Source organism: Terrirubrum flagellatum, assembly GCF_022059845.1.
GTDB classification, from domain to species: Bacteria; Pseudomonadota; Alphaproteobacteria; order Rhizobiales; family Beijerinckiaceae; genus Terrirubrum; species Terrirubrum flagellatum.
In genome coordinates, this window is sequence record NZ_CP091851.1 from 475,538 (window position 1) to 493,589 (window position 18,052).

The 18,052-nt window shown below is 63.7% G+C and carries 17 protein-coding genes and 1 other RNA gene; 12 read left to right on the plus strand and 6 right to left on the minus strand.

Annotated elements, in window-relative coordinates; all coding sequences use genetic code 11:
• Positions 1-22: 22 nt before the first annotated feature.
• Positions 23-1,279: an HlyD family secretion protein gene (locus L8F45_RS02330; RefSeq protein WP_342361277.1), complete on the minus strand. Its 1,257-nt coding sequence runs from the start codon at positions 1,277-1,279 to the stop codon at positions 23-25.
• Positions 1,272-1,742 (minus strand): MarR family winged helix-turn-helix transcriptional regulator, encoded by a 471-nt coding sequence (locus tag L8F45_RS02335; protein ID WP_342361278.1) that lies wholly within the window; start codon positions 1,740-1,742, stop codon positions 1,272-1,274. The genes L8F45_RS02330 and L8F45_RS02335 overlap by 8 nt, the downstream gene beginning before the upstream one ends.
• 164 nt (positions 1,743-1,906) lie before the next feature.
• Here L8F45_RS02335 and L8F45_RS02340 point away from each other — a divergent pair, with 164 nt between their 5' ends.
• The 3 genes from L8F45_RS02340 (at position 1,907) to msrP (ending at position 4,601) form a co-directional block, all read left to right on the plus strand.
• Positions 1,907-2,509 (plus strand): TetR/AcrR family transcriptional regulator, encoded by a 603-nt coding sequence (locus tag L8F45_RS02340; RefSeq protein ID WP_342361279.1) that lies wholly within the window; start codon positions 1,907-1,909, stop codon positions 2,507-2,509.
• The gene (locus tag L8F45_RS02345; protein ID WP_342361280.1) at positions 2,496-3,401 is read left to right on the plus strand and encodes a haloalkane dehalogenase; all 906 of its coding nucleotides are present in this window, start codon (positions 2,496-2,498) and stop codon (positions 3,399-3,401) included. Before L8F45_RS02340 ends, L8F45_RS02345 begins: the two co-directional genes overlap by 14 nt.
• A gap of 246 nt (positions 3,402-3,647) precedes the next feature.
• Entirely contained in the window at positions 3,648-4,601 is a 954-nt protein-coding gene (gene msrP, locus L8F45_RS02350) for a protein-methionine-sulfoxide reductase catalytic subunit MsrP (protein WP_342361281.1), read from the plus strand.
• Positions 4,602-5,006: 405 nt separating this feature from the next.
• Here msrP and L8F45_RS02355 read toward each other — a convergent pair whose 3' ends face one another.
• Complete coding sequence (locus tag L8F45_RS02355; RefSeq protein ID WP_342361282.1) at positions 5,007-5,897, minus strand: LysR family transcriptional regulator; 891 nt, start codon at positions 5,895-5,897, stop codon at positions 5,007-5,009.
• 365 nt (positions 5,898-6,262) lie between these two features.
• On the opposite strand from L8F45_RS02355, the gene L8F45_RS02360 reads away from it, so the two are divergent.
• The 3 genes from L8F45_RS02360 to L8F45_RS02370 all read left to right on the plus strand — a co-directional run bounded on the left by L8F45_RS02360 (position 6,263) and on the right by L8F45_RS02370 (position 10,015).
• Complete coding sequence (locus tag L8F45_RS02360) at positions 6,263-8,089, plus strand: tetratricopeptide repeat protein (protein ID WP_342361283.1); 1,827 nt, start codon at positions 6,263-6,265, stop codon at positions 8,087-8,089.
• Positions 8,090-8,213: 124 nt separating this feature from the next.
• Entirely contained in the window at positions 8,214-8,999 is a 786-nt protein-coding gene (locus tag L8F45_RS02365) for a 3-hydroxybutyrate dehydrogenase (RefSeq protein ID WP_342361284.1), read from the plus strand.
• Positions 8,996-10,015 carry a patatin-like phospholipase family protein gene (locus tag L8F45_RS02370; RefSeq protein ID WP_342361285.1) on the plus strand — a complete coding sequence of 340 codons (1,020 nt, stop codon included), beginning with the start codon at positions 8,996-8,998 and terminating at the stop codon, positions 10,013-10,015. The genes L8F45_RS02365 and L8F45_RS02370 overlap by 4 nt, the downstream gene beginning before the upstream one ends.
• A gap of 110 nt (positions 10,016-10,125) precedes the next feature.
• On the opposite strand, the gene L8F45_RS02375 is transcribed toward L8F45_RS02370, so the two are convergent.
• On the minus strand, positions 10,126-10,368 hold the full coding sequence (locus tag L8F45_RS02375; RefSeq protein WP_342361286.1) for a hypothetical protein: 243 nt from the start codon (positions 10,366-10,368) through the stop codon (positions 10,126-10,128).
• A gap of 103 nt (positions 10,369-10,471) precedes the next feature.
• Between L8F45_RS02375 and L8F45_RS02380 the strand changes: the two genes are divergently transcribed.
• The 4 genes from L8F45_RS02380 to L8F45_RS02395 all read left to right on the plus strand — a co-directional run bounded on the left by L8F45_RS02380 (position 10,472) and on the right by L8F45_RS02395 (position 15,259).
• Positions 10,472-11,383 (plus strand): LysR family transcriptional regulator, encoded by a 912-nt coding sequence (locus tag L8F45_RS02380; protein ID WP_342361287.1) that lies wholly within the window; start codon positions 10,472-10,474, stop codon positions 11,381-11,383.
• Between the two features lie 60 nt (positions 11,384-11,443).
• The gene (locus L8F45_RS02385) at positions 11,444-12,232 is read left to right on the plus strand and encodes a class I SAM-dependent methyltransferase (protein ID WP_342361288.1); all 789 of its coding nucleotides are present in this window, start codon (positions 11,444-11,446) and stop codon (positions 12,230-12,232) included.
• 82 nt (positions 12,233-12,314) lie between these two features.
• A complete protein-coding gene (locus L8F45_RS02390; protein ID WP_342361289.1) occupies positions 12,315-14,693 on the plus strand; it encodes an Orn/Lys/Arg family decarboxylase in 2,379 nt (792 codons plus the stop codon).
• Between the two features lie 5 nt (positions 14,694-14,698).
• Positions 14,699-15,259 (plus strand): GNAT family N-acetyltransferase, encoded by a 561-nt coding sequence (locus L8F45_RS02395; RefSeq protein ID WP_342361290.1) that lies wholly within the window; start codon positions 14,699-14,701, stop codon positions 15,257-15,259.
• Positions 15,260-15,263: 4 nt separating this feature from the next.
• On the opposite strand, the gene rnpB is transcribed toward L8F45_RS02395, so the two are convergent.
• Both rnpB and L8F45_RS02405 read right to left on the minus strand, forming a co-directional pair.
• Positions 15,264-15,658, minus strand: an RNA gene (gene rnpB / locus L8F45_RS02400) — RNase P RNA component class A.
• 55 nt (positions 15,659-15,713) lie between these two features.
• A complete protein-coding gene (locus L8F45_RS02405) occupies positions 15,714-16,319 on the minus strand; it encodes a lytic transglycosylase domain-containing protein (RefSeq protein ID WP_342361291.1) in 606 nt (201 codons plus the stop codon).
• A gap of 246 nt (positions 16,320-16,565) precedes the next feature.
• Between L8F45_RS02405 and L8F45_RS02410 the strand changes: the two genes are divergently transcribed.
• Positions 16,566-16,847, plus strand: coding sequence for a hypothetical protein (locus L8F45_RS02410; protein WP_342361292.1), 282 nt, complete (start codon positions 16,566-16,568; stop codon positions 16,845-16,847).
• A 160-nt stretch (positions 16,848-17,007) separates the two neighbouring features.
• Entirely contained in the window at positions 17,008-17,925 is a 918-nt protein-coding gene (locus L8F45_RS02415) for a protein-methionine-sulfoxide reductase heme-binding subunit MsrQ (protein ID WP_342361293.1), read from the plus strand.
• Positions 17,926-18,052 lie beyond the last annotated feature (127 nt).

Sequence of the window (18,052 nt, forward strand, 5' to 3'; positions counted from 1 at the left end):
GTTGGCGCGTCAGAAACCGATGTCAGAATCCGACCGTGCGGCGGATGCTCTTCCAGAGCCCTTCGAGGCTGCGCTTCTCGCCGGTCGCGATGTCGACATTCGCGCTCATGCCGGAGCGCAGCTCCGGTCCGTCGGCGGGATGATCGACATGCAGGCGCACCGTGATGCGCTGCACGATCTTGATCCAGTTGCCTGATGTGTTCTGCGCCGGCAGCACCGAGAATTCCGCGCCCGTCGCCGGCGAGATGCTGGCGACCGTCGCGTCCCATTCGCGGCCGGGATAGGCGTCGACGGTGACGCGCGCCTTGGCGCCGACCTTCACCGCGGCAAGATCGGTTTCTTTCGGATTGGCGTCGACCCAGACATCGTCGAGCCCGACGATCGAGACCGCCTGCTGCGCGGCGGAGAGATACTGGCCGATCTGCAGCGAGCTGACATTGGCGACGACGCCGTTCATCGGCGCGTAGATCGTGGTCAGCGCAAGATCGCGCTTGGCCTTGTCGATCTGCGACTGCGCCGCCTGCACGCGCGGATTCTTCGCGACGTCTTCATCGGCTTTGCCGCCAAGCTGCGAAAGGATCATGTCGGCTGCGCGCTGCGCCACGACCACGCGTTCGCGCGAGGCGTCGAGATCATGCTTCGCCTGATCGAACGTGGTCTGCGTGGAGACCTTGCGATTGATAAGATCGAGCTGGCGGTTATAGACCGTGTCGTAATAGCCGACGTCGATTTTCGCCTGCTCGATCTGCGCCATGCTCTGGCGATAGCTCGCCTGCAGCGTGAGAATCTCGTTGCGCACCGAGCCGAGCTGCGCCTCGGCGCCGGCGAGCGTGATGCGATAGGGCTCGTCATCGATGCGGAAGATCGGCTGGCCGCGCTTTACGCGCTCATTCTCGCGCACGTCGATCGCCTTCACCTTGCCGGCGACTTCGGTTGCGATGTTGAGCTTGTCGGCCTTCACATAGGCGTTGTCGGTCGAGACGGTGCGGCCGCCGAGGAGATAGAAGCCGAGCGCGGCGGCGATCAGCGCCACCGGGCCGAGCAGCAGCAGGATGCGGCGAAGCGCGCCGCTCTTCGCCGCGGGCTTTGGCGCAGGCGCAACGGGAGCTGGCGGCGGGGCGTCGTTGGCGGGAGCGGGGCGCGGCGGCGCGCGATCGGGCGCCGGCTGGGCCTTGGCGGTCGGCAGTTCGTGGATCTTGGCGCCGCCTGCAGGCGCGGCGGCCTCGGTCGGAGCTGACGCCGAAACTTCGTTCGCGTCCTCGATCGCCTTCTCACGCATGCTCCGCCTCAAACTCTTCTGTCTCGGCAGGACGCGAGCAGGCGTCCGCCAGATTACCGCGCACCACTTCCAAAATCCTAAAGAGATGCGCGCGATCTTCTTCGGACAGGCTGTTCATCGCCTCTTCCCGGGTCGCGGCGCCGATCCCCTGCATGATCTCCAGCATGGGATGGGCCTCTTCCGTCAGGAACAGCCGCCAGGCGCGGCGGTCCTTCGGATCGGGCCTGCGCTCGACCAGGCCCGCCTTCTGGCTGCGGTCCAGCAGCCGGACGAGCGTGATCGGCTCGATATCCATGAGATCAGCGAGAGCGCCCTGCTGGATGCCCTCATTGTGCTTCAGCGCCGCGATGAGCTGCCATTGCGAGCGCGACAGCCCGAAGGCGCGGGCGCGTTGCTCGAAGCGCTTGCGCATCAGCCGGGCGCTGTCGTGCAGCAGGAAGCCGACCGTGGGGTGGGCCGGCATCTTGGAGACTCCGGAAGCTGTGCTCATGGCGGCTAAATATGAGCATGCTCATTATATGGCAAGCTTGTAATGAGATTGCTGCCATGCAGCATTTGCGGAACGATGCAATCAGCCGCCGAATTGAAAGCCGTTGACTTTAATACGGACGTACGTATTATTCTCTCATGGCAAAAGAATCTCTCCGCGACAAAATCCTCGAAGCCGGACTGAAGGTGATGTTCCGGTCCGGCTATTCCGGCTCCGGCGTTCGCGACATCGTCGCCGAGGCTGGCGCGCCGCAGGGTTCCTTCACCAACCATTTCCGATCGAAGGAGGCCTTCGCGGGCGCGGTGCTCGACCGCTACTTCGCTCATACGCGCGAGCTTGTGAGCCAGGCGCTCGATGATCGCAGCCTGACGCCGCGCGCGCGTATCAGGCGCTATCTCGACATCATCGCCTTGCGCCTCGAAGGCGATGCTTACGCCCGCGGCTGCCTCATCGGCGATTTGAGTCTGGAGACGTCGGCGACCAGCGAGGCGCTGCGCGAACGTCTCGCCGCGATCTTCCTCGAATGGCGTCAGCCTTTCGCCGCCTGCATCGCCGAAGCGCAGATGGCCGGCGAAATCGATGCGGCGTTCGCTCCTGATGATCTCGCCGATTTCCTCCTTTCGTCATGGCAGGGCGCAATCCTGCGCATGAAGGTCGATCGCGGGCCGCAGGCGCTCGAACGATTCAAGACCATCGCATTCCAGACTGTCTTCAGGGAGGTGAACAATGAACGCTCATGAAATCAATTTGTCGTCGCGCGCTATCCTCGGTTCGACGATGGCCTGGCGCGAAGCCGGCGAGAAAGACGCGCCGGTCGCGCTCTTCCTGCACGGCAATCCGGCATCGTCCTATATCTGGCGCAATATCATCCCGCATGTTGCAGGCGTTGCCCATTGTATCGCGCCCGATCTCATCGGTTTCGGTGCGTCGGCTAAGCCCGACATCGATTATCGCTTCGTCGATCATGTCCGCTATCTCGACGCTTTCATCGAAGAAATGGGCGTTTCATCGGCCTATCTCGTCGGGCAGGACTGGGGTTCGGCGCTTGCGTTTCATCTTGCGGCGCGTCGCCCCGATTTCGTGCGCGGCCTCGCCTTCATGGAATTCATCTGGCCGACGCCGACATGGGACGACTTCCATCAGGCGCCCGTCGCGCGCGAGATGTTTCAGCAATTCCGGACGCCGGGCCTTGGCGAAGAGCTGATCATGGACGGTAACGCCTTCATTGAACGCATCCTGCCGCGCACGACGGCGCGCAAGCTGAGCGACGAAGAATTGGAAGCCTATCGCGCGCCGTTCCGGACGCGTGAATCGCGCAAGCCGGTCTGGCGCTTTCCCAACGAGTTGCCGATCGCTGGCCAACCCGCCGACGTCTGGGCCTTGATGACGGAAGCTCATCGCGCGCTCGCACGCTCGACCTATCCGAAGCTGCTGTTCGCTGTTTCGCCCGGCGCGCTCGTGTCGCCCGACTTCGCCAAAGGTTTCGCAGCCGCGCTGACGAATTGCAGGTTGGTTCAGCTCGGAGCCGGCGCCCATAATCTCCAGGAGGACCATCCCCAAGCGATCGGAACGCATGTCGCACGTTGGATCGAAGCGGCGGAGCGCGGCGCGCCGGCGACCCTGGCGGCCTGACCAACGATTCCGGACTCCCGTTTGCTGGAGCATGGCGCGAAAGGTGGGAACCGGTTTTTCCGCGACGAACGCAAGCGTTCGCTCTGCAAAAGCCATGCTCCAAGCTTTTGAAATCGATCACGTTCCCGCACTTTGATTGATTCAATCAAAGTGCGGCGTGATCTAAGCCTTCACGGAGTTGTCGCCGTCTCGTGACTTGGATGCGAGGCGGGGCTCGCATAGGCTTGGCGTGAACGGGAGTCCGCCATGCATTTCATTCGTCGCCGGGGCTGGGAGATCGCGGAGCGCGAGGCCACGCCCGAAGGCGTTTTCCTCAACCGGCGGCAATGGGTCGTCGGCGCCGGCGCGATCGGCGGAGCGCTGGCGACGGGCGCCGCGAGCGCGCAGGAGAAGGATCCGAGCGCCGATCTCTATCCGGCGAAGCGGAACGAGAAATACGTTCTCGATCGCGATGTGACGCCGGAACAGATCAACGCCAACTACAACAACTTCTACGAGTTCGGCAGCTATAAACGCGTCGCCGCTGAAGCCCAGGCGCTGAAGACACGGCCCTGGACGGTGAAGATCGGCGGCATGGTCGAGAAGCCGGTCGAAATCGGCATCGACGACATCGTGCGCAAGATGAAGATCGAGGAGCGTCTCTATCGCCATCGCTGCGTCGAAGCCTGGTCGATGGCCGTGCCGTGGTCGGGCTTTCCGCTGAAGGATCTGCTCGCGCTCGCCAATCCTCTGGGCTCGGCGAAATATGTCGAGTTCAAGACATTCCATGATCCGAAGAGCGCGCCGGGCCAGCGGCAGACCTGGTATCCCTGGCCCTACACCGAAGGCCTCACGATCGAGGAAGCCGGCAACGAGCTCGCTTTCCTGGTGACGGGCGCCTACGGCAAGCCGCTGCTGAAACAGTTCGGCGCCCCGATCCGTCTCGCGCTGCCGTGGAAGTATGGCTTCAAGCACATCAAATCGATCGTGCAGATCACGCTCACCGACAAGCGGCCGAAGAGCTATTGGGAAGCGCTGCAGGACAGCGAATACGGATTCTGGGCCAATGTGAATCCGGCCGTGCCGCATCCGCGCTGGAGTCAGGCGAGCGAAGAGGTGCTTGGCGCCGGCAAGCGCGTGCCGACTCAGATATTCAACGGCTACGGCGAATATGTCGCGCAGCTCTACAAGGGCCTCGAGAACGAGCGCCTGTTTGTATAGGTAGGCGCAAAAGAAAAGGCCGGACATGGGGGATGTCCGGCCAAAGGTAAGGATAGCCTTTGCAGGCTTCCTTCGAGGGGAACGATCGAAGCAACACTCGACGCCGGGAGGGAGTGCGGAGCAGTCGCTTCGGTCGCTCACATATTGAGATGATCGCGGCGCCGCAGCAACATGCTGCGCCTCATGGCAGCTATGCGCATGACTGGCCGCTGCGAGAAAATCATTCTTCACATATGTGAAAGGCGCGGGGAGCGCGCATGATTGCGCTATCAGCAGCAAGCTTTTCGGCGTGCGCAACGGCCAATTGCGAGATTGCGCGCCGCCGCTTCAAATCACTCCGGAATCGGGCGATCTAAAAGTTTAGCGAAGCGTGAAGCGACGAAATGTTTCACGCTCGTCGCGGCGCTAATAGGTCCAGCGCTGCGCCTTGCTGACGAGGAAGTCGCGGAAGACCTGAACACGCGCGACATTCTTCATCTCGGAGGGATAGACGAGATAGCTTTCGAGCGCCGGCATTTCCGCAAACTGCAACACTTGCACCAGCGTGCTCGACTGATCGACGAGATAATCGGGCAGCACCGCGATGCCCATCGATTTCTCGACCGCGATCTTCAGCGCCGTCACACTGTTGACCGTGAGCACCGCCTGACGCGCGTCGCGCGCGTCGCGACCGAGCGTCGGCAGCCAGTTGATCTGCGCGAGATAGCTCGGTTCGGCGCCGCCGAAGGCGATGATGCGATGCTCGTCCAGCGCTTCGAGATTGTCAGGACGGCCGTAGCTCTTGATGTAGTCCTGCGACGCATAGGCGTGGAAATGCACCGTGAACAGGCGTCGCTGGATGAGGTCCGGCTGAGTCGGCTGGCGCAAGCGAAGCGCGACGTCGGCCTCGCGCATGGCGAGATCGAGCTCCTCGTTGGTGAGGATCACCTCGATGCGGATGTCAGGATATTGCTGCGTGAATTCGACGAGCCGCGGCGTCAGCCAATGCGTGCCGAGGCCAAGCGTCGTCGTGACCTTGAGATCGCCGTTCGGTTGCTCGCGGCTGTCATGCAGGCGGGCGCGCGTGGCGTCGAGCTTCTGCACCATCTCCTTGGCGGCGCGATAGAGAAGCTCGCCCTGTTCGGTCAGGATCAGGCCGCGGGCGTGACGATGGAACAGCGGCGCCTTGAGATCGCGCTCCAGCGCGGACACCTGACGGCTGACCGCTGACTGCGACAGGGACAGTTGGTCGCCGGCATGGGTGAAGCTGCCCGCTTCCGCGGCGACGTAGAAAACGCGTAATCGATCCCAATCCACGTTCGTACCCCCCAAAATTTTGGACGCGGTCGACACGGACAGGCAGGTCCGAGAAACCTTAAGCCTGCGTGCAAGCCGACATCGTTCTCGTTGAAGCAGCCGGTCTCCAGAGACTCGGACGCCTGTATGCGTTGTCCGCATAAGTGCGCCTCCAGCGATGCAAAGGTCAATCAAGAATTTGCATTTCCTTCGGAATTTCCGCTGGCATCACGCAGTTTGATGGCCTATGTCACGGCCGTTGATTGGTCTGCTTTTCGGCAACGCGCTGTTTTTCCGGCCTTTTCACGCTAAGGAAGGGGAGCCGTCAGGCGAGGGGCGCCTGAAGGCCGTTTGTATTCGTCCAAGGCTGGAGTCTGGCCAAGCTGATGTGGAGATCGACCGGGGCGACGGCGGTTCATCGGCGGCTGGCGGCGATCGTCGCCGCCGACGTGGTTGGATTCGGCCGCCTGATCAGCCGGGATGAGCTCGGCACGCTTCGGCGTTTCCGGGCTGTCCGGGATCACCTCGTCGATCCCATGATCGCCAGCCATCACGGCCGCATCGTGAAGACCGCCGGCGACGGGCTTCTCGCCGAATTCGGCAGCGTCGTCGACGCGGTCGCGTGCTCGCTCGAAATCCAGCGCGACATGATCGAGCGCAACGAGGGCTTCGCCGTCGACATGCGGATGGTGTTCCGCATCGGCGTCAATGTCGGCGACATCATCATCGATGGCGACGACATCCATGGCGACGGCGTGAACGTCGCGGCGCGGCTCGAAGCCCTGTGCGAGCCGGGCGGCGTCTGCATTTCGAGCGCGGTCTCCGATCACATCCGCGACGCGCTGCTGTTCTCCTTCGCCGATCGCGGCGAGCACAAGGTCAAGAACATCGCGCGGCCGATCCGCATCTTCGGGCTGTCCGAGGAAGATATAGCGGATCTGCCGCGGCGCGCGTCCGAGCCGCGCGCCGGCGCACGCGCAGCCGTCCGCAGCGGTCCGCCGCTGCTCTCGATCGTCGTCCTGCCCTTCACGAATTTCAGCAACGATCCCGAGCAGGAATTTCTCGCCGACGGCATCACCGAGGATCTGACGACTGATCTCTCGCGCATCACCGGCAGCTTCGTCATCGCGCGCAACACGGCCTTCACCTACAAGGGCCAGAATGTCGATGTGCGCCAGGTCGGACGCGAACTCGGCGTGCGCTATGTGCTCGAAGGCAGCGTGCGCCGCGCCGGCCAGCATGTGCGGCTCACGGTCCAGCTCATCGAGGCCGACACGGGCGCGCATATCTGGGCCGAACGTTTCGACGGCGATCGCCAGAACATGATCGAAATCCAGAACGAGGTGACCGGCCGCATTGCGCGCACGCTCAATCTTGAACTGGTGCAGGCCGACGCCAGGCGAACCATGCGCCAGCAGGCGCTCGCGCCGACCATTCTCGATCACATCGCGCTTGGCCGCGCCTATATGAACAAGCCGTTCTCGATGGAGAATGTCCGCGCCGCGCGGCGCCATTTCAAGGACGCGCTCGCGCTCGACAATGACGCGGTCGAAGCCATGTCGGGTCTTGCGATGGTGATCGCGCGCGACCTCGCCGACGGCTGGAGCGACAATCCGGGCGAGGACATGACGTTGTGCGATTCATTGCTGAAGCGCGCGCTCGATCTTGATTCGCGCAACGCCGACGCGCATTACGCCCAGGGGCAGCTCTGGCGCACGCGCGGCTATATGGACGATGCCATCGCATCGACGGAAACAGCGCTGCAGATCAGCCCGAACCATTATTATGCGATGCGCGCGCTGGGCTATCTCTATTATTTCTCGGGCGACCTCGAGAAAGCGCTGGCCTTCGCCAACGACTATGTGCGCGTCAGCCCGCGCGATCCCGAGCTTGCGGTGCTGAACTGGGTGAAGGGCAGCTCCAACCTCCAGCTTGGCAATGTCGAGGAGGCGATAGGCTATCTCAGCCAGGCCCGCGCGCTCAATCGCAATCTCTGGTTCGTCCATTATTCGCTGGCCGGCGCGCTCGGGCTTTCCGGCCGGATCGAAGAGGCGCAGGAGTCGGTCGCCGCCTTCCGCGCGCTGAAGCCGGATTACACCTCGCTCGCCAAGGTGCATGCGGCGCTGCCCTATCTCACCGATAAGCGCTATCAGGCGAGGGCGTCCCAGACCGTCGAGAAAGGCCTGCAGGCGGCCGGCTTCCCGCGCGAGTAAAAAACTTCGCGCCACGTCCCGTGCGACATTGCGCCGGTCGACATCCGCCCGTCATGATGCGACGCAATGAGGCAAGGGTCACGCCGCAGGCATCAGCCCGGCGGCTTCCAATGGGAGAAGATCGATGTCTCTTGCCGGAAAAGTCGCTGTCGTCACGGGCTCCACCAGCGGGATCGGGCTGTCGCTCGCCCGCACCTTCGCTGGAGACGGCGCCAATATCGTCATCAATGGCTTCGGCGACGCCGCCGCGATCGAGAAGGAGCGGGCGTCGATCGAGGCCGACTTCAAGGTGAAGTGCCTCTATTCGCCGGCCGACATGTCCAAGGGCGCGGAAGTGACCGGCATGATCCAGATGGCCGAGAAGGAGTTTGGCCGGGTCGACGTGCTCGTCAACAATGCTGGCATCCAGCATGTGGCGCCGATCGAGGAGTTTCCCGACGACAAATGGGAAGCCATCATCCGCATCAACCTGCTCGCCGCCTTCTACGCCACCAAGGCCGTCGTGCCCGGCATGAAGGCGCGCGGCTGGGGCCGCATCATCAACACGGCGTCGGCCCACGCCCTCGTCGCCTCGCCCTTCAAGTCGGCCTATGTCGCAGCCAAGCACGGCATCGCCGGCCTGACCAAGACGGTCGCGCTTGAAGTCGCGACCAACCACATCACCTGTAACGCGATCTGCCCCGGCTATGTCTGGACGCCGCTCGTCGAGAAGCAGATTCCGGACACGATGGCGGCGCGTCATATGACCAAGGAACAGGTCATCCATGACGTGCTGCTCGAAGCGCAGCCAACCAAGGAATTCGTCACCGTCGAGCAGGTCGCGGCGTTGGCGCTGTTCCTTGCATCCGACGCGGCCGCCTCGATCACCGGCGCCATCCTGCCGATCGACGGCGGCTGGACGGCGCATTGAGCGAGCCGACAAAATCAATCTCACTTGCGCTCCAGGGCGGCGGCGCACATGGCGCCTTCACCTGGGGCGTGCTCGACGCCTTTCTCGCTGACGGCCGCATCAGGATCGATGCGATCTCGGGAACCAGCGCCGGCGCGGTGAATGGCGCGCTGGTGGTGGACGGTTTCCAGGAAGGCGGCGCGGAAGGCGCGCGCAAGCAACTCGATGTGTTCTGGCGCGCGATCAGCGGCGACTCCTCGTGGACGTCCTCGCAGCGCGATCTGCTCGGACGTTTTCTTTCCGGCGTCGATCCCGGCCGCATGTTCGCCAACGCCTGGTTCGACTGGTTTTCAAGTTTCGCCAGCCCTTACGATTTCAATCCGCTCAATCTCAATCCGCTGCGCGATCTCCTCGATGAGCAGATCGATTTCAAACGCTTGCGCGCCCATGACGAGATCAAGCTCTTCGTCACGGCGACGAATGTGCGCAGCGGCAAGATCAAGGTGTTCGAAGGCAAGGAATTGACCGCCGATCATGTGATGGCGTCGGCTTGTCTGCCGCTGCTGTTTCACGCCGTCGAAATCAACGGCGAGGCCTATTGGGACGGTGGCTATATGGGAAACCCCGCGCTGTTTCCCCTGTTCTATGGCGGCAAGTCAGCCGACGTGCTGCTGGTGCAGCTCAATCCTATCTTTCGCAACCATGTGCCGACCACGGCGCAGGATATTCAGGATCGCCTGAACGAGATTACTTTCAATTCGAGCCTGCTGCGCGAATTTCGCGCCGTGGATTTCGTGCAGCGGCTCGTCGATCAGGGTTTGCTGCCGCAGGACAAATATATGCGCGTCCGCATGCACCGCATCGATGCAGACAAGGCGCTGAAGGATTTCGACGCCTCGACCAAAATGGATTCAGGTTTCGATTTTCTGCTGAAGCTGAAGCAATCGGGCCAGCGCGCCGCCCGCGCCTGGCTGAAGAAACATTTCGATGATCTCGGCGTGCGCGAAACGCTGATTTTGCGGGATGAGATCACTTGATTGTTCGCGGGCTCTCGGCGACGCCCGGACGCAATAAGACAGCGTGACATCTGCTTACACCAGCAGCGTCACGCTGTCAAGACTAAATTCCTAGATTTTTCACCCGCCCCTCAGGCGGCCGGGTGGGCAAGCCGTTCGTGGCCGCCAGCGCCGTCAAGCCGGTTCGCTGTCGCGTGCAGCAGGCGCGCCACGCCGTTACGCAACGCGGCAAGGCCGATCGCGAGCCCCTTGGCGACGATATGGGCGTTGTGCTGGCGGGCGACCTGGTCGGTCGCGATGACGTCGATCGTTCCGGCGGAGGTGTAGATCACCTGCTGGAAGTTGTCCGAACGGGGGAAGGGATATCGGTCCATGGCTGGCTCCTTTGAGCTCTCCGTGTCGATGGTTGATTTATTCTACTTTCCTGGCCTGATAATCTGGCTTGCAGGACAAATACTCCTGAAATAAATTCACGAAATGGAAGCGGGTCATGACCTCGCCGCCTTTGTGAAAGTCGCCGACCGCGGCGGCTTCTCGGCCGCGGCCGAGGATCTCGGCCTGACGCCGTCGGCCCTGTCGAAACTGGTGTCTCGTCTTGAGGAGAGGCTGGGCGCCCGGCTCTTCGCCCGCTCGACGCGCAAGGTGTCGTTGACGCCGGAAGGCGAAGTCTATCTCGCCCATTGCCGCGACATCCTCGCCGCCATGGAGGCGGCCGACGCCGAAATCTCCGCCGCCGGCGGCAGGCCGCAGGGCGTGGTGCGGGTCAATGTCGGCTCCGCCTTCGCGAGACACCAGCTCGACAGCTTCGTCCCCGACTTCTGCGCCCGCTATCCCGACGTGCATCTCGACATCGCCGTGACCGATCGCCTGATCGATGTGCTGACCGAAGGCGTTGACGTCGCGATCAGGACAGGAACGTTGAGCGACAGCCGGTTGGTGGCGCGCAAGATCGGCGAAAGCCGCCGCTATATCTGCGCCAGTCCGGACTATCTCGCGCGGAACGGAACGCCGCGGCTGCCGGCCGATCTCGTCAGCCATAACTGCCTGCTGCTGTCGAACTTTTCGGCGCTGGCGCGCTGGCCGTTCATGACGCCGGAAGGCCTCAACCGCATGCAGGTGTCGGGACGCATGACCTGCGACTCCGCCGATTTGCTGCTCGACTACGCCGTGCGCGGCTTCGGCATCGTGCGTCTCGGCGACATGCTTGTCGGCGATGCAATCCGGCGTGGCGACCTCGTCACGCTGCTTGAAGATCACCATGTCGAGGAGCCCTATGGCATCTGGGCGGTGATGCCGCCGGGCCGCAACCGCGCGCTGCGCGTGCGCGTGTTCGTCGATGCGCTGGCGGAGGCGTTCAAGGATTCGCCCTGGAATATCGCGAAGGATTGAGAACGCGACGCCTCGATCTGCGTTAGTCTTGCCGCATCGCTTTGCTCGAAGGAGCGATCCATGTCCGATCAGCAAATCCGCTTCGAAGACGGCGCGGCCTATGAAGAGATCATGGGCAAATGGAGCCGGCTCGCGGGCGATGTCTTTCTCGACTGGCTTGCGCCTGCAAAAGGGCTGAGCTGGATCGATGTCGGCTGCGGCAACGGCGCCTTCACTGAGCTTGCGATCGAGCGCTGCGCCCCGTCCGAAATCACAGGCGTCGATCCTTCCGAGGGACAGCTTGCATACGCGCGCTCGCGGCCCGGAGCGCGCGGCGCGCGATTCCAGCCCGGCGACGCCATGGCGCTTTCATTCGATGCGGATCGCTTTGACGTCGCCGTGATGGCGCTGGTGATCTTCTTCGTGCCCGATCCGGCGAAAGGCGTCGCCGAGATGCTCCGTGTCACGAAGCCCGGCGGCCTCGTCGCCGCCTACGCTTGGGATATTCCAGGCGGCGGATTTCCGCTCGAGCCGGTGCAGGCGGAGATGCGCGCCGCCGGGTTGAAGCCGCCGCGGCCGCCGAGCTTCGAGATTTCATCGATCGAGCCCTTGCGCAAGCTCTGGTCTGACGCCGTCCTTCTGGACGTCGATGCGCGCGCGATCAGCGTGCGTCGGATTTTCGATGATTTCGATGCGTTCTGGCGCGCGATGATGATGGGATCGGCCTTGCGCGCTGCGATCGAGCAGATGCCGCCGGCCGACGCCGCTGCGTTGAGAGAACGGGTGAGGGCGCGGCTCTCCACGGACGGCGAGCGGCGCATCTCCTACGAGGCGCGCGCCAATGCAGTGCGAGGCCGCGTTCCCGGATAGAATGTGAATGTTGCAGCGGTAATCGTCACAGGATTGTCACATAAGGCGCTGACACGTCGCCTCAACGACGATCGGATGCGACATGGACTACTTCAGACGCTTCAATTTTCTGTTCGCGACGCCATCGTTCGAGGCGGACGATCTCGAAGGCATCAGGTTCAACGAGATCATCAAGGAGATCGAGCGCTCAGGGTTCGAGGTCGTCCGGGCGCGCAAGCTCGAAGACGCGGAGATCGCCGTGCAGACCGATGCGGCGATCGGCTGCATGGTGGTCGACTGGGGCAAGAAGGGGCTTGAGGGAAAGACCGCCGCGCTGATCAATCTGATGCGCCGACGCGGCCTCGAATTTCCGATCGTGCTGCTGATCCGCCGCAAGCGCTTCGAGGACCTTCCTGTCGAGGTGCTCGATTTCATCGACGGCTATATCTTTCTCTCCGAAGAGACGCCGGCCTTCATCGCCAAGAATCTCGTCAGCCGGCTCAAGCAATACGCCGAAACGTTGAAGACGCCGTTCTTCGGCGCGCTCGTGGATTATGCGGAAGAAGGCAACCAGCTCTGGACCTGCCCGGGCCATAATGGCGGCGTGTTCTACAGCCGCAGCCCGATCGGACGCGTCTTCATGGAGCATCTCGGCGAAGCCGTGTTCCGCGACGATCTCGACAATTCGGTGCTCGATCTCGGCGACCTCCTGACGCATGAGGGACCGGCGCTCAGGGCGCAGAAGGAGGCCGCGCAGATCTTCGGCGCGGAGAAGACCTATTTCGTCCTCAATGGCACCTCGACCTCGAACAAGGTCGCGCTCACCGCGCTCGTCGCCGACGGCGATCTCGTCCTGTTCGATCGCAACAATCACAAGGCGGCCCATCACGGCGCGCTGCTGATCAGCGGCGGAATTCCCGTCTATGTTCCGACCGTGCGCAACGCCTGGGGCCTGATCGGGCCGATGCGCTGGGACGCCTTCGACGAAGAGGCTCTACGGGAGCGCATTCGCACGCATCCGCTGGTGAAAGATCCCGCGGCCTGGCGCAGGCCGCGGCCGTTCCGCGTCGCCGTCGTCGAGCAATGCACCTATGACGGCACGATCCATTCCGCCGAGATGATCCTGAAAAAGATCGGCCATCTCTGCGACTACATCCTGTTCGATGAAGCCTGGGCCGGCTTCATGAAATTTCATCCGATCTATGCCGGCCGCTTCGCCATGGGACTGTCCGATCTCGGACCTGACGCGCCGGGCGTCATCGCGACGCAATCGACGCACAAGCAGCTCGCGAGCTTCAGCCAGGCGTCGCAGATTCACATGAAGGATCGTCACATCCGCGGGCAGAAGCGCCGCATCGAGCATCGGCGCTTCAATGAGAGCTTCATGCAGCATGCGTCGACCTCGCCCTTCTATCCCCTGTTCGCGTCGCTCGATGTCGGCGCGCAGATGATGAAGGGCCGCTCCGGCGAAGTGCTGTGGGACGACACGATCAGGCTCGGCATCGAGCTGCGCAAGAAAATCCGCGCCGTGCGTCGCGAATTCGAGGAGAAGGAGACAAGGGCGGAGCGCCGCTGGTTCTTCGAGCCTTTCGTGCCCGACAGGATCGCGATCCCCGACGTCTCGCGCGAAGGCGCGACGCATGACGTCGCCTGGGAGACGATCAGCACCGACCTGCTCGCGACCAATCCGCTCTACTGGCGGCTGGAGCCGGGCGCCGCATGGCACGGATTCCCTGATATGGCGCCGGGCTTCGCCATGACCGATCCGAACAAGCTGACGCTGCTCACGCCCGGATTCGATCGCGCCGCCGGCGAATATGCGGAGCATGGAATCCCGGCGCCCGTCGTCGCGCAATATCTGCGCGAGAACAGGATCGTCGCGGAAAAGAACGACCTCAATTCGCTGCTGTTCCTGCTGACGCCCGGCGTCGAGGCGAGCAAGGCCGGCACGCTGGTGAGCGGCCTTGTCGCGTTCAAGAAACTGCATGACGACAACGCGCTGCTTGAGGATGCGATCCCGGAATTCTATCGCAAGCGCGCGCAACGCTATGCCGGCGTGCGCTTGCGCGATCTCTGCGGCGAGATGCATCGCTTCTTTCGCGCCGCCGATGTCAGCGCGCTGCAAGCGAAGCAGTTCGCGCCTGAGCATCTGCCCGAGATCGCGATGTCGCCGCATGACGCGGCGCGCTGTCTCGTGCGCAACGATGTCGATTATCTCCCGATCGGCGAGATATCGGGACGCGTCGCGGTGACGCCGTTCGTTGTCTATCCGCCCGGGATTGCGACGATTGTTCCCGGCGAGAGGCTCACCGAGCGGGCGAAGCCGATGATTGACTATCTCAAGATGTTCGAGACGAGCTTCAACACATTCCCCGGCTTTGATGTCGAAATCCAGGGCGTCTACAAGGAGATCGACGCGTCCGGCCGCATCACGCTTCACACCTATGTCGCGTCGGAGCCAACCGAGCGCCGGAGCCTCTGATCGCAATGGATCATCAACACGCAATCGTCGTCCGTCCGTCGCGGGATGACGATGTCGAGCCGATGCTCGCGATCTATCGCCGCCATATCAGGCGCGGCGTCGATGACGCGGTGGAGGATTCAGGCGCGCCGGAGCCGGATGATCTGCGCGACCGGCGCAAGAATTTGCGCAGTCGCCGCCTGCCGCATCTCGTGGCGACGCTTCGCGGCGAAGTCGTGGGCTACGCCTATGTGGTGCTGTTCCGCAAACGGCCGGCCTATCGCTTCACGGTCAAGCATTCGATCTATGTGCATCATGATCATCTCGGGCGCGGCGTTGGCCGCGTGCTCATGCAGGGATTGATCGACGCCTGCGCCGCCGCCGGCTTCCGGCAGATGATCGGCTATATCGACGCCGACAATGCGGCCTCGCTTGGTCTGCATGAGAAGTTCGGATTTTCGCGCGTCGGTCGTCTGCCCGCGGTCGCCTGGCGCTATGGCAAATGGTCCGACAGCGTGATGGTGCAGCGCTCGCTCGGGCCAGGCGCGACCGAGCCGCCGCCGCCGGAGCCGCTGTCGCGGCGATGATAAAAGCGCCAGTCGGCCTGTAAGCCGGGTTCTGGATGGCCGTCGGGCGAGCCCGACAACGTGGCGGCCATTCCTCTGGGACGCCTCTCGCGAGGCGCCTCAAGCAACCAACCCGGACGGCGGGCCGGAGAGCCCTGCGACGGTTTCCCGCCGCGCGCCGTCCCTATTCGGTCTTGCTCCCGACGGGGCTTGCCGTGCCGCTTCCGTTGCCGGTCGCGCGGTGCGCTCTTGCCGCACCGTTTCACCCTTACCTGCGCAAGCGCAGGCGGTCTGATCTCTGTGGCGCTTTCCCTGGGGTCGCCCCCGCCGGATGTTATCCGGCGCCGTATCTCCGTGGAGCCCGGACTTTCCTCGATCCAGGAGTTTCCCCCTTGGGATCGCGGCCGCCCGGCCGACTGGCGCGGGCGTGATGACCGCGCCGCCGCTTCAGGTCAAGGGTTCGAGGTGGAGGGCGTCAGGACGGCGAGGACGCGTAAGCCATCAGCGCCTTGACGCGGGTGCAGTAGACCCGGTTCGCGCCTGACATATGGGTGGCGCGCAGGCCGCTCTGGTAGCGCATGATCGCGCCGCAGGCGTCGCCATTCGCCATGCGATAGGCGCGGGCGAGCAGCTTCACGCCGAAATGGGCGTTGGTCTCGGCGTCGAGCAACCCTTGCGCGGAGCCGGTGTAGCCTTCGCCGCGGGCGGTCTGCAGCCTGATCTGCATCAGGCCGAAATTGCCGGCATGGGCGGCTCTCGGATTGAAGCGGCTTTCGATGCGAGCGACCGCTTCGGCGAGCGCGAAAGGCACGCCATGCTCCGCCGCCTTCCGCTCCAGGATCACCTTGATCTCGGACGGCGCCCTGTCGCTGCGGGCGATGCGGCCCCGGCGTCCGCCGCGCGGCTCCGGCGCCGGCGCTTCCACGACCTTGCTTTCGGGCGCGGCGTCCTCGGCTTCTTGCGGACGCTGCGCGCTGGCGGCGATGTCATGCATGGTCTCTGATTCGTTTCCGGCCCAGGCCGCCATTGGCGCGCACAGCAGGAACACACCGGTCGCGAGCGCGACAGGGAGCTTCGTCATTCGTGGCTTTCCCGTTTCTGTCTCCGGCGCGATTGCAGGCGCAATGCGGCGAGGATGGGGCGGCGAGCCGTTTTGCGCGCATGCGGGCAGGCCGGGCGAGGGCGGAACCTTGTTGAGAAAATGGCGTTATTTTCTCCAGATGTGCGCCAGCGCACATCCCGGAAAATTTGAACGACGGACTTCAGTAAGTTACCATCACCCGGCGTCAGGAGTCTGCTTGGCGTCGTCAACCTCCTGGGGAGTTCCATGAAGAAACTTGTCACCCTCGCCTCCGTCGCGCTCGTGGGGCTCTCCGTGGCGGCGTGCAACACGCCGAGCGAGCGGGCTGCGGGCGGCGCGATCCTGGGCGGCGCGACCGGCGCAGCGATCGGCGGTCTTGCGACCGGCCGGGCCGGCGGCGCGGTGGTTGGCGGCCTGATCGGCGCGGCGGCCGGCGGTGTGCTCGGCGCGGCGACGGCGGCGTGCCCGGATGGCTATCTGCTGGTCCGCGACCGCTATGGCCGCGACGTCTGCGCTCCGCGCTATTGATCGCTTCCTCGCGTTCCTTTCGAGGGCGCGAATGGTTTGGAAGGCCGCGCGGCGACGCGCGGCTTTCGCTTTTCAAGGCGCTCGCCATCGCCTTGCGCTCACGGCAATGTGCATCTGAGTTTTGCAGCCAGTCGCGCGATGGCGCGCTATCCGCAGCGTGATGTCAGCTCAACCGCTTTCGAAATCCCGCCCGTTTCCCTGGCCCTGGCTTGATCGCGCCGGGCGGCTGTCGCCCTTGAAGACGATCGTCTTCATCGGGCTTTTTCTGCCGGCGGGATGGATCGCGCTACAGGGCGCGCTGTCGATGCTCGGGCCGAAGCCGGTCACCGAGGCGCTGCATCAGTTCGGCGACTGGACGGTGAGGTTTCTGGCGCTGACGCTCGCCGTGACGCCGTTCCGCTTCATCGGCAATTGGCCGAAACTCTTTCTCGTCAGGCGCATGCTCGGCCTCGCCGCGCTCGCCTACGTCCTCGTCCACCTGACGCTTTATGTCGTGCAGGAAGCCTACGACATTCCGAAGGTGATCTGGGAGATCATACTCCGCTTCTATCTCACCATCGGCTTCATCGCGCTCGCTGGCCTCATCGCGCTCGGCCTGACCTCGACCGACAAGATGATCAGCCGCATGGGCGCGGCCTGGCATCGCCTGCACCAACTCATCTACCCCATCGTGTTCCTCGCGCTGGCGCACTACTTCATCCAGTCGAAAATCAATGTCGATCAGGCCGTGCTCATGAGCGGGCTGTTTCTGCTGCTCTTCATCTATCGGCTGATGCGCCGCTTCGGCGTGGCCTATGGCGTGCTGTCGCTGGCGGCTGCGGCTATTGTCGGCGGCGTCGGCACGATGCTGATCGAGAGCGCGTGGTACGGGCTCGCGACCGGCGTGCCGGCCTTCGCCGTGCTCCAGGCGAACCTCGACTTCTCCTATGTCATCCGGCCCGGCTGGTGGGTGATGGCGGCCGGCTTCGGCGTCGCGCTCGTCAAAGCGCTGCGTCCGTCGCCATCCCGGTCGCGCGCGCCGACGGAGCGGAAGGCGCCTCGGGACAGCGTCGCCAACGCCGCCTCACAAGCATCGTAAGGGCCGTTTTGGCCGCTGGCGCGCCATGTTGGCGCCGCTCTCAACCCTTCATTAACCCTAAAGGATTCTGATCCGGGAGAGCTTTGCGGTTGCGCCGCGGGCCCTGTCGACTCGCGCCGGGAAGTAT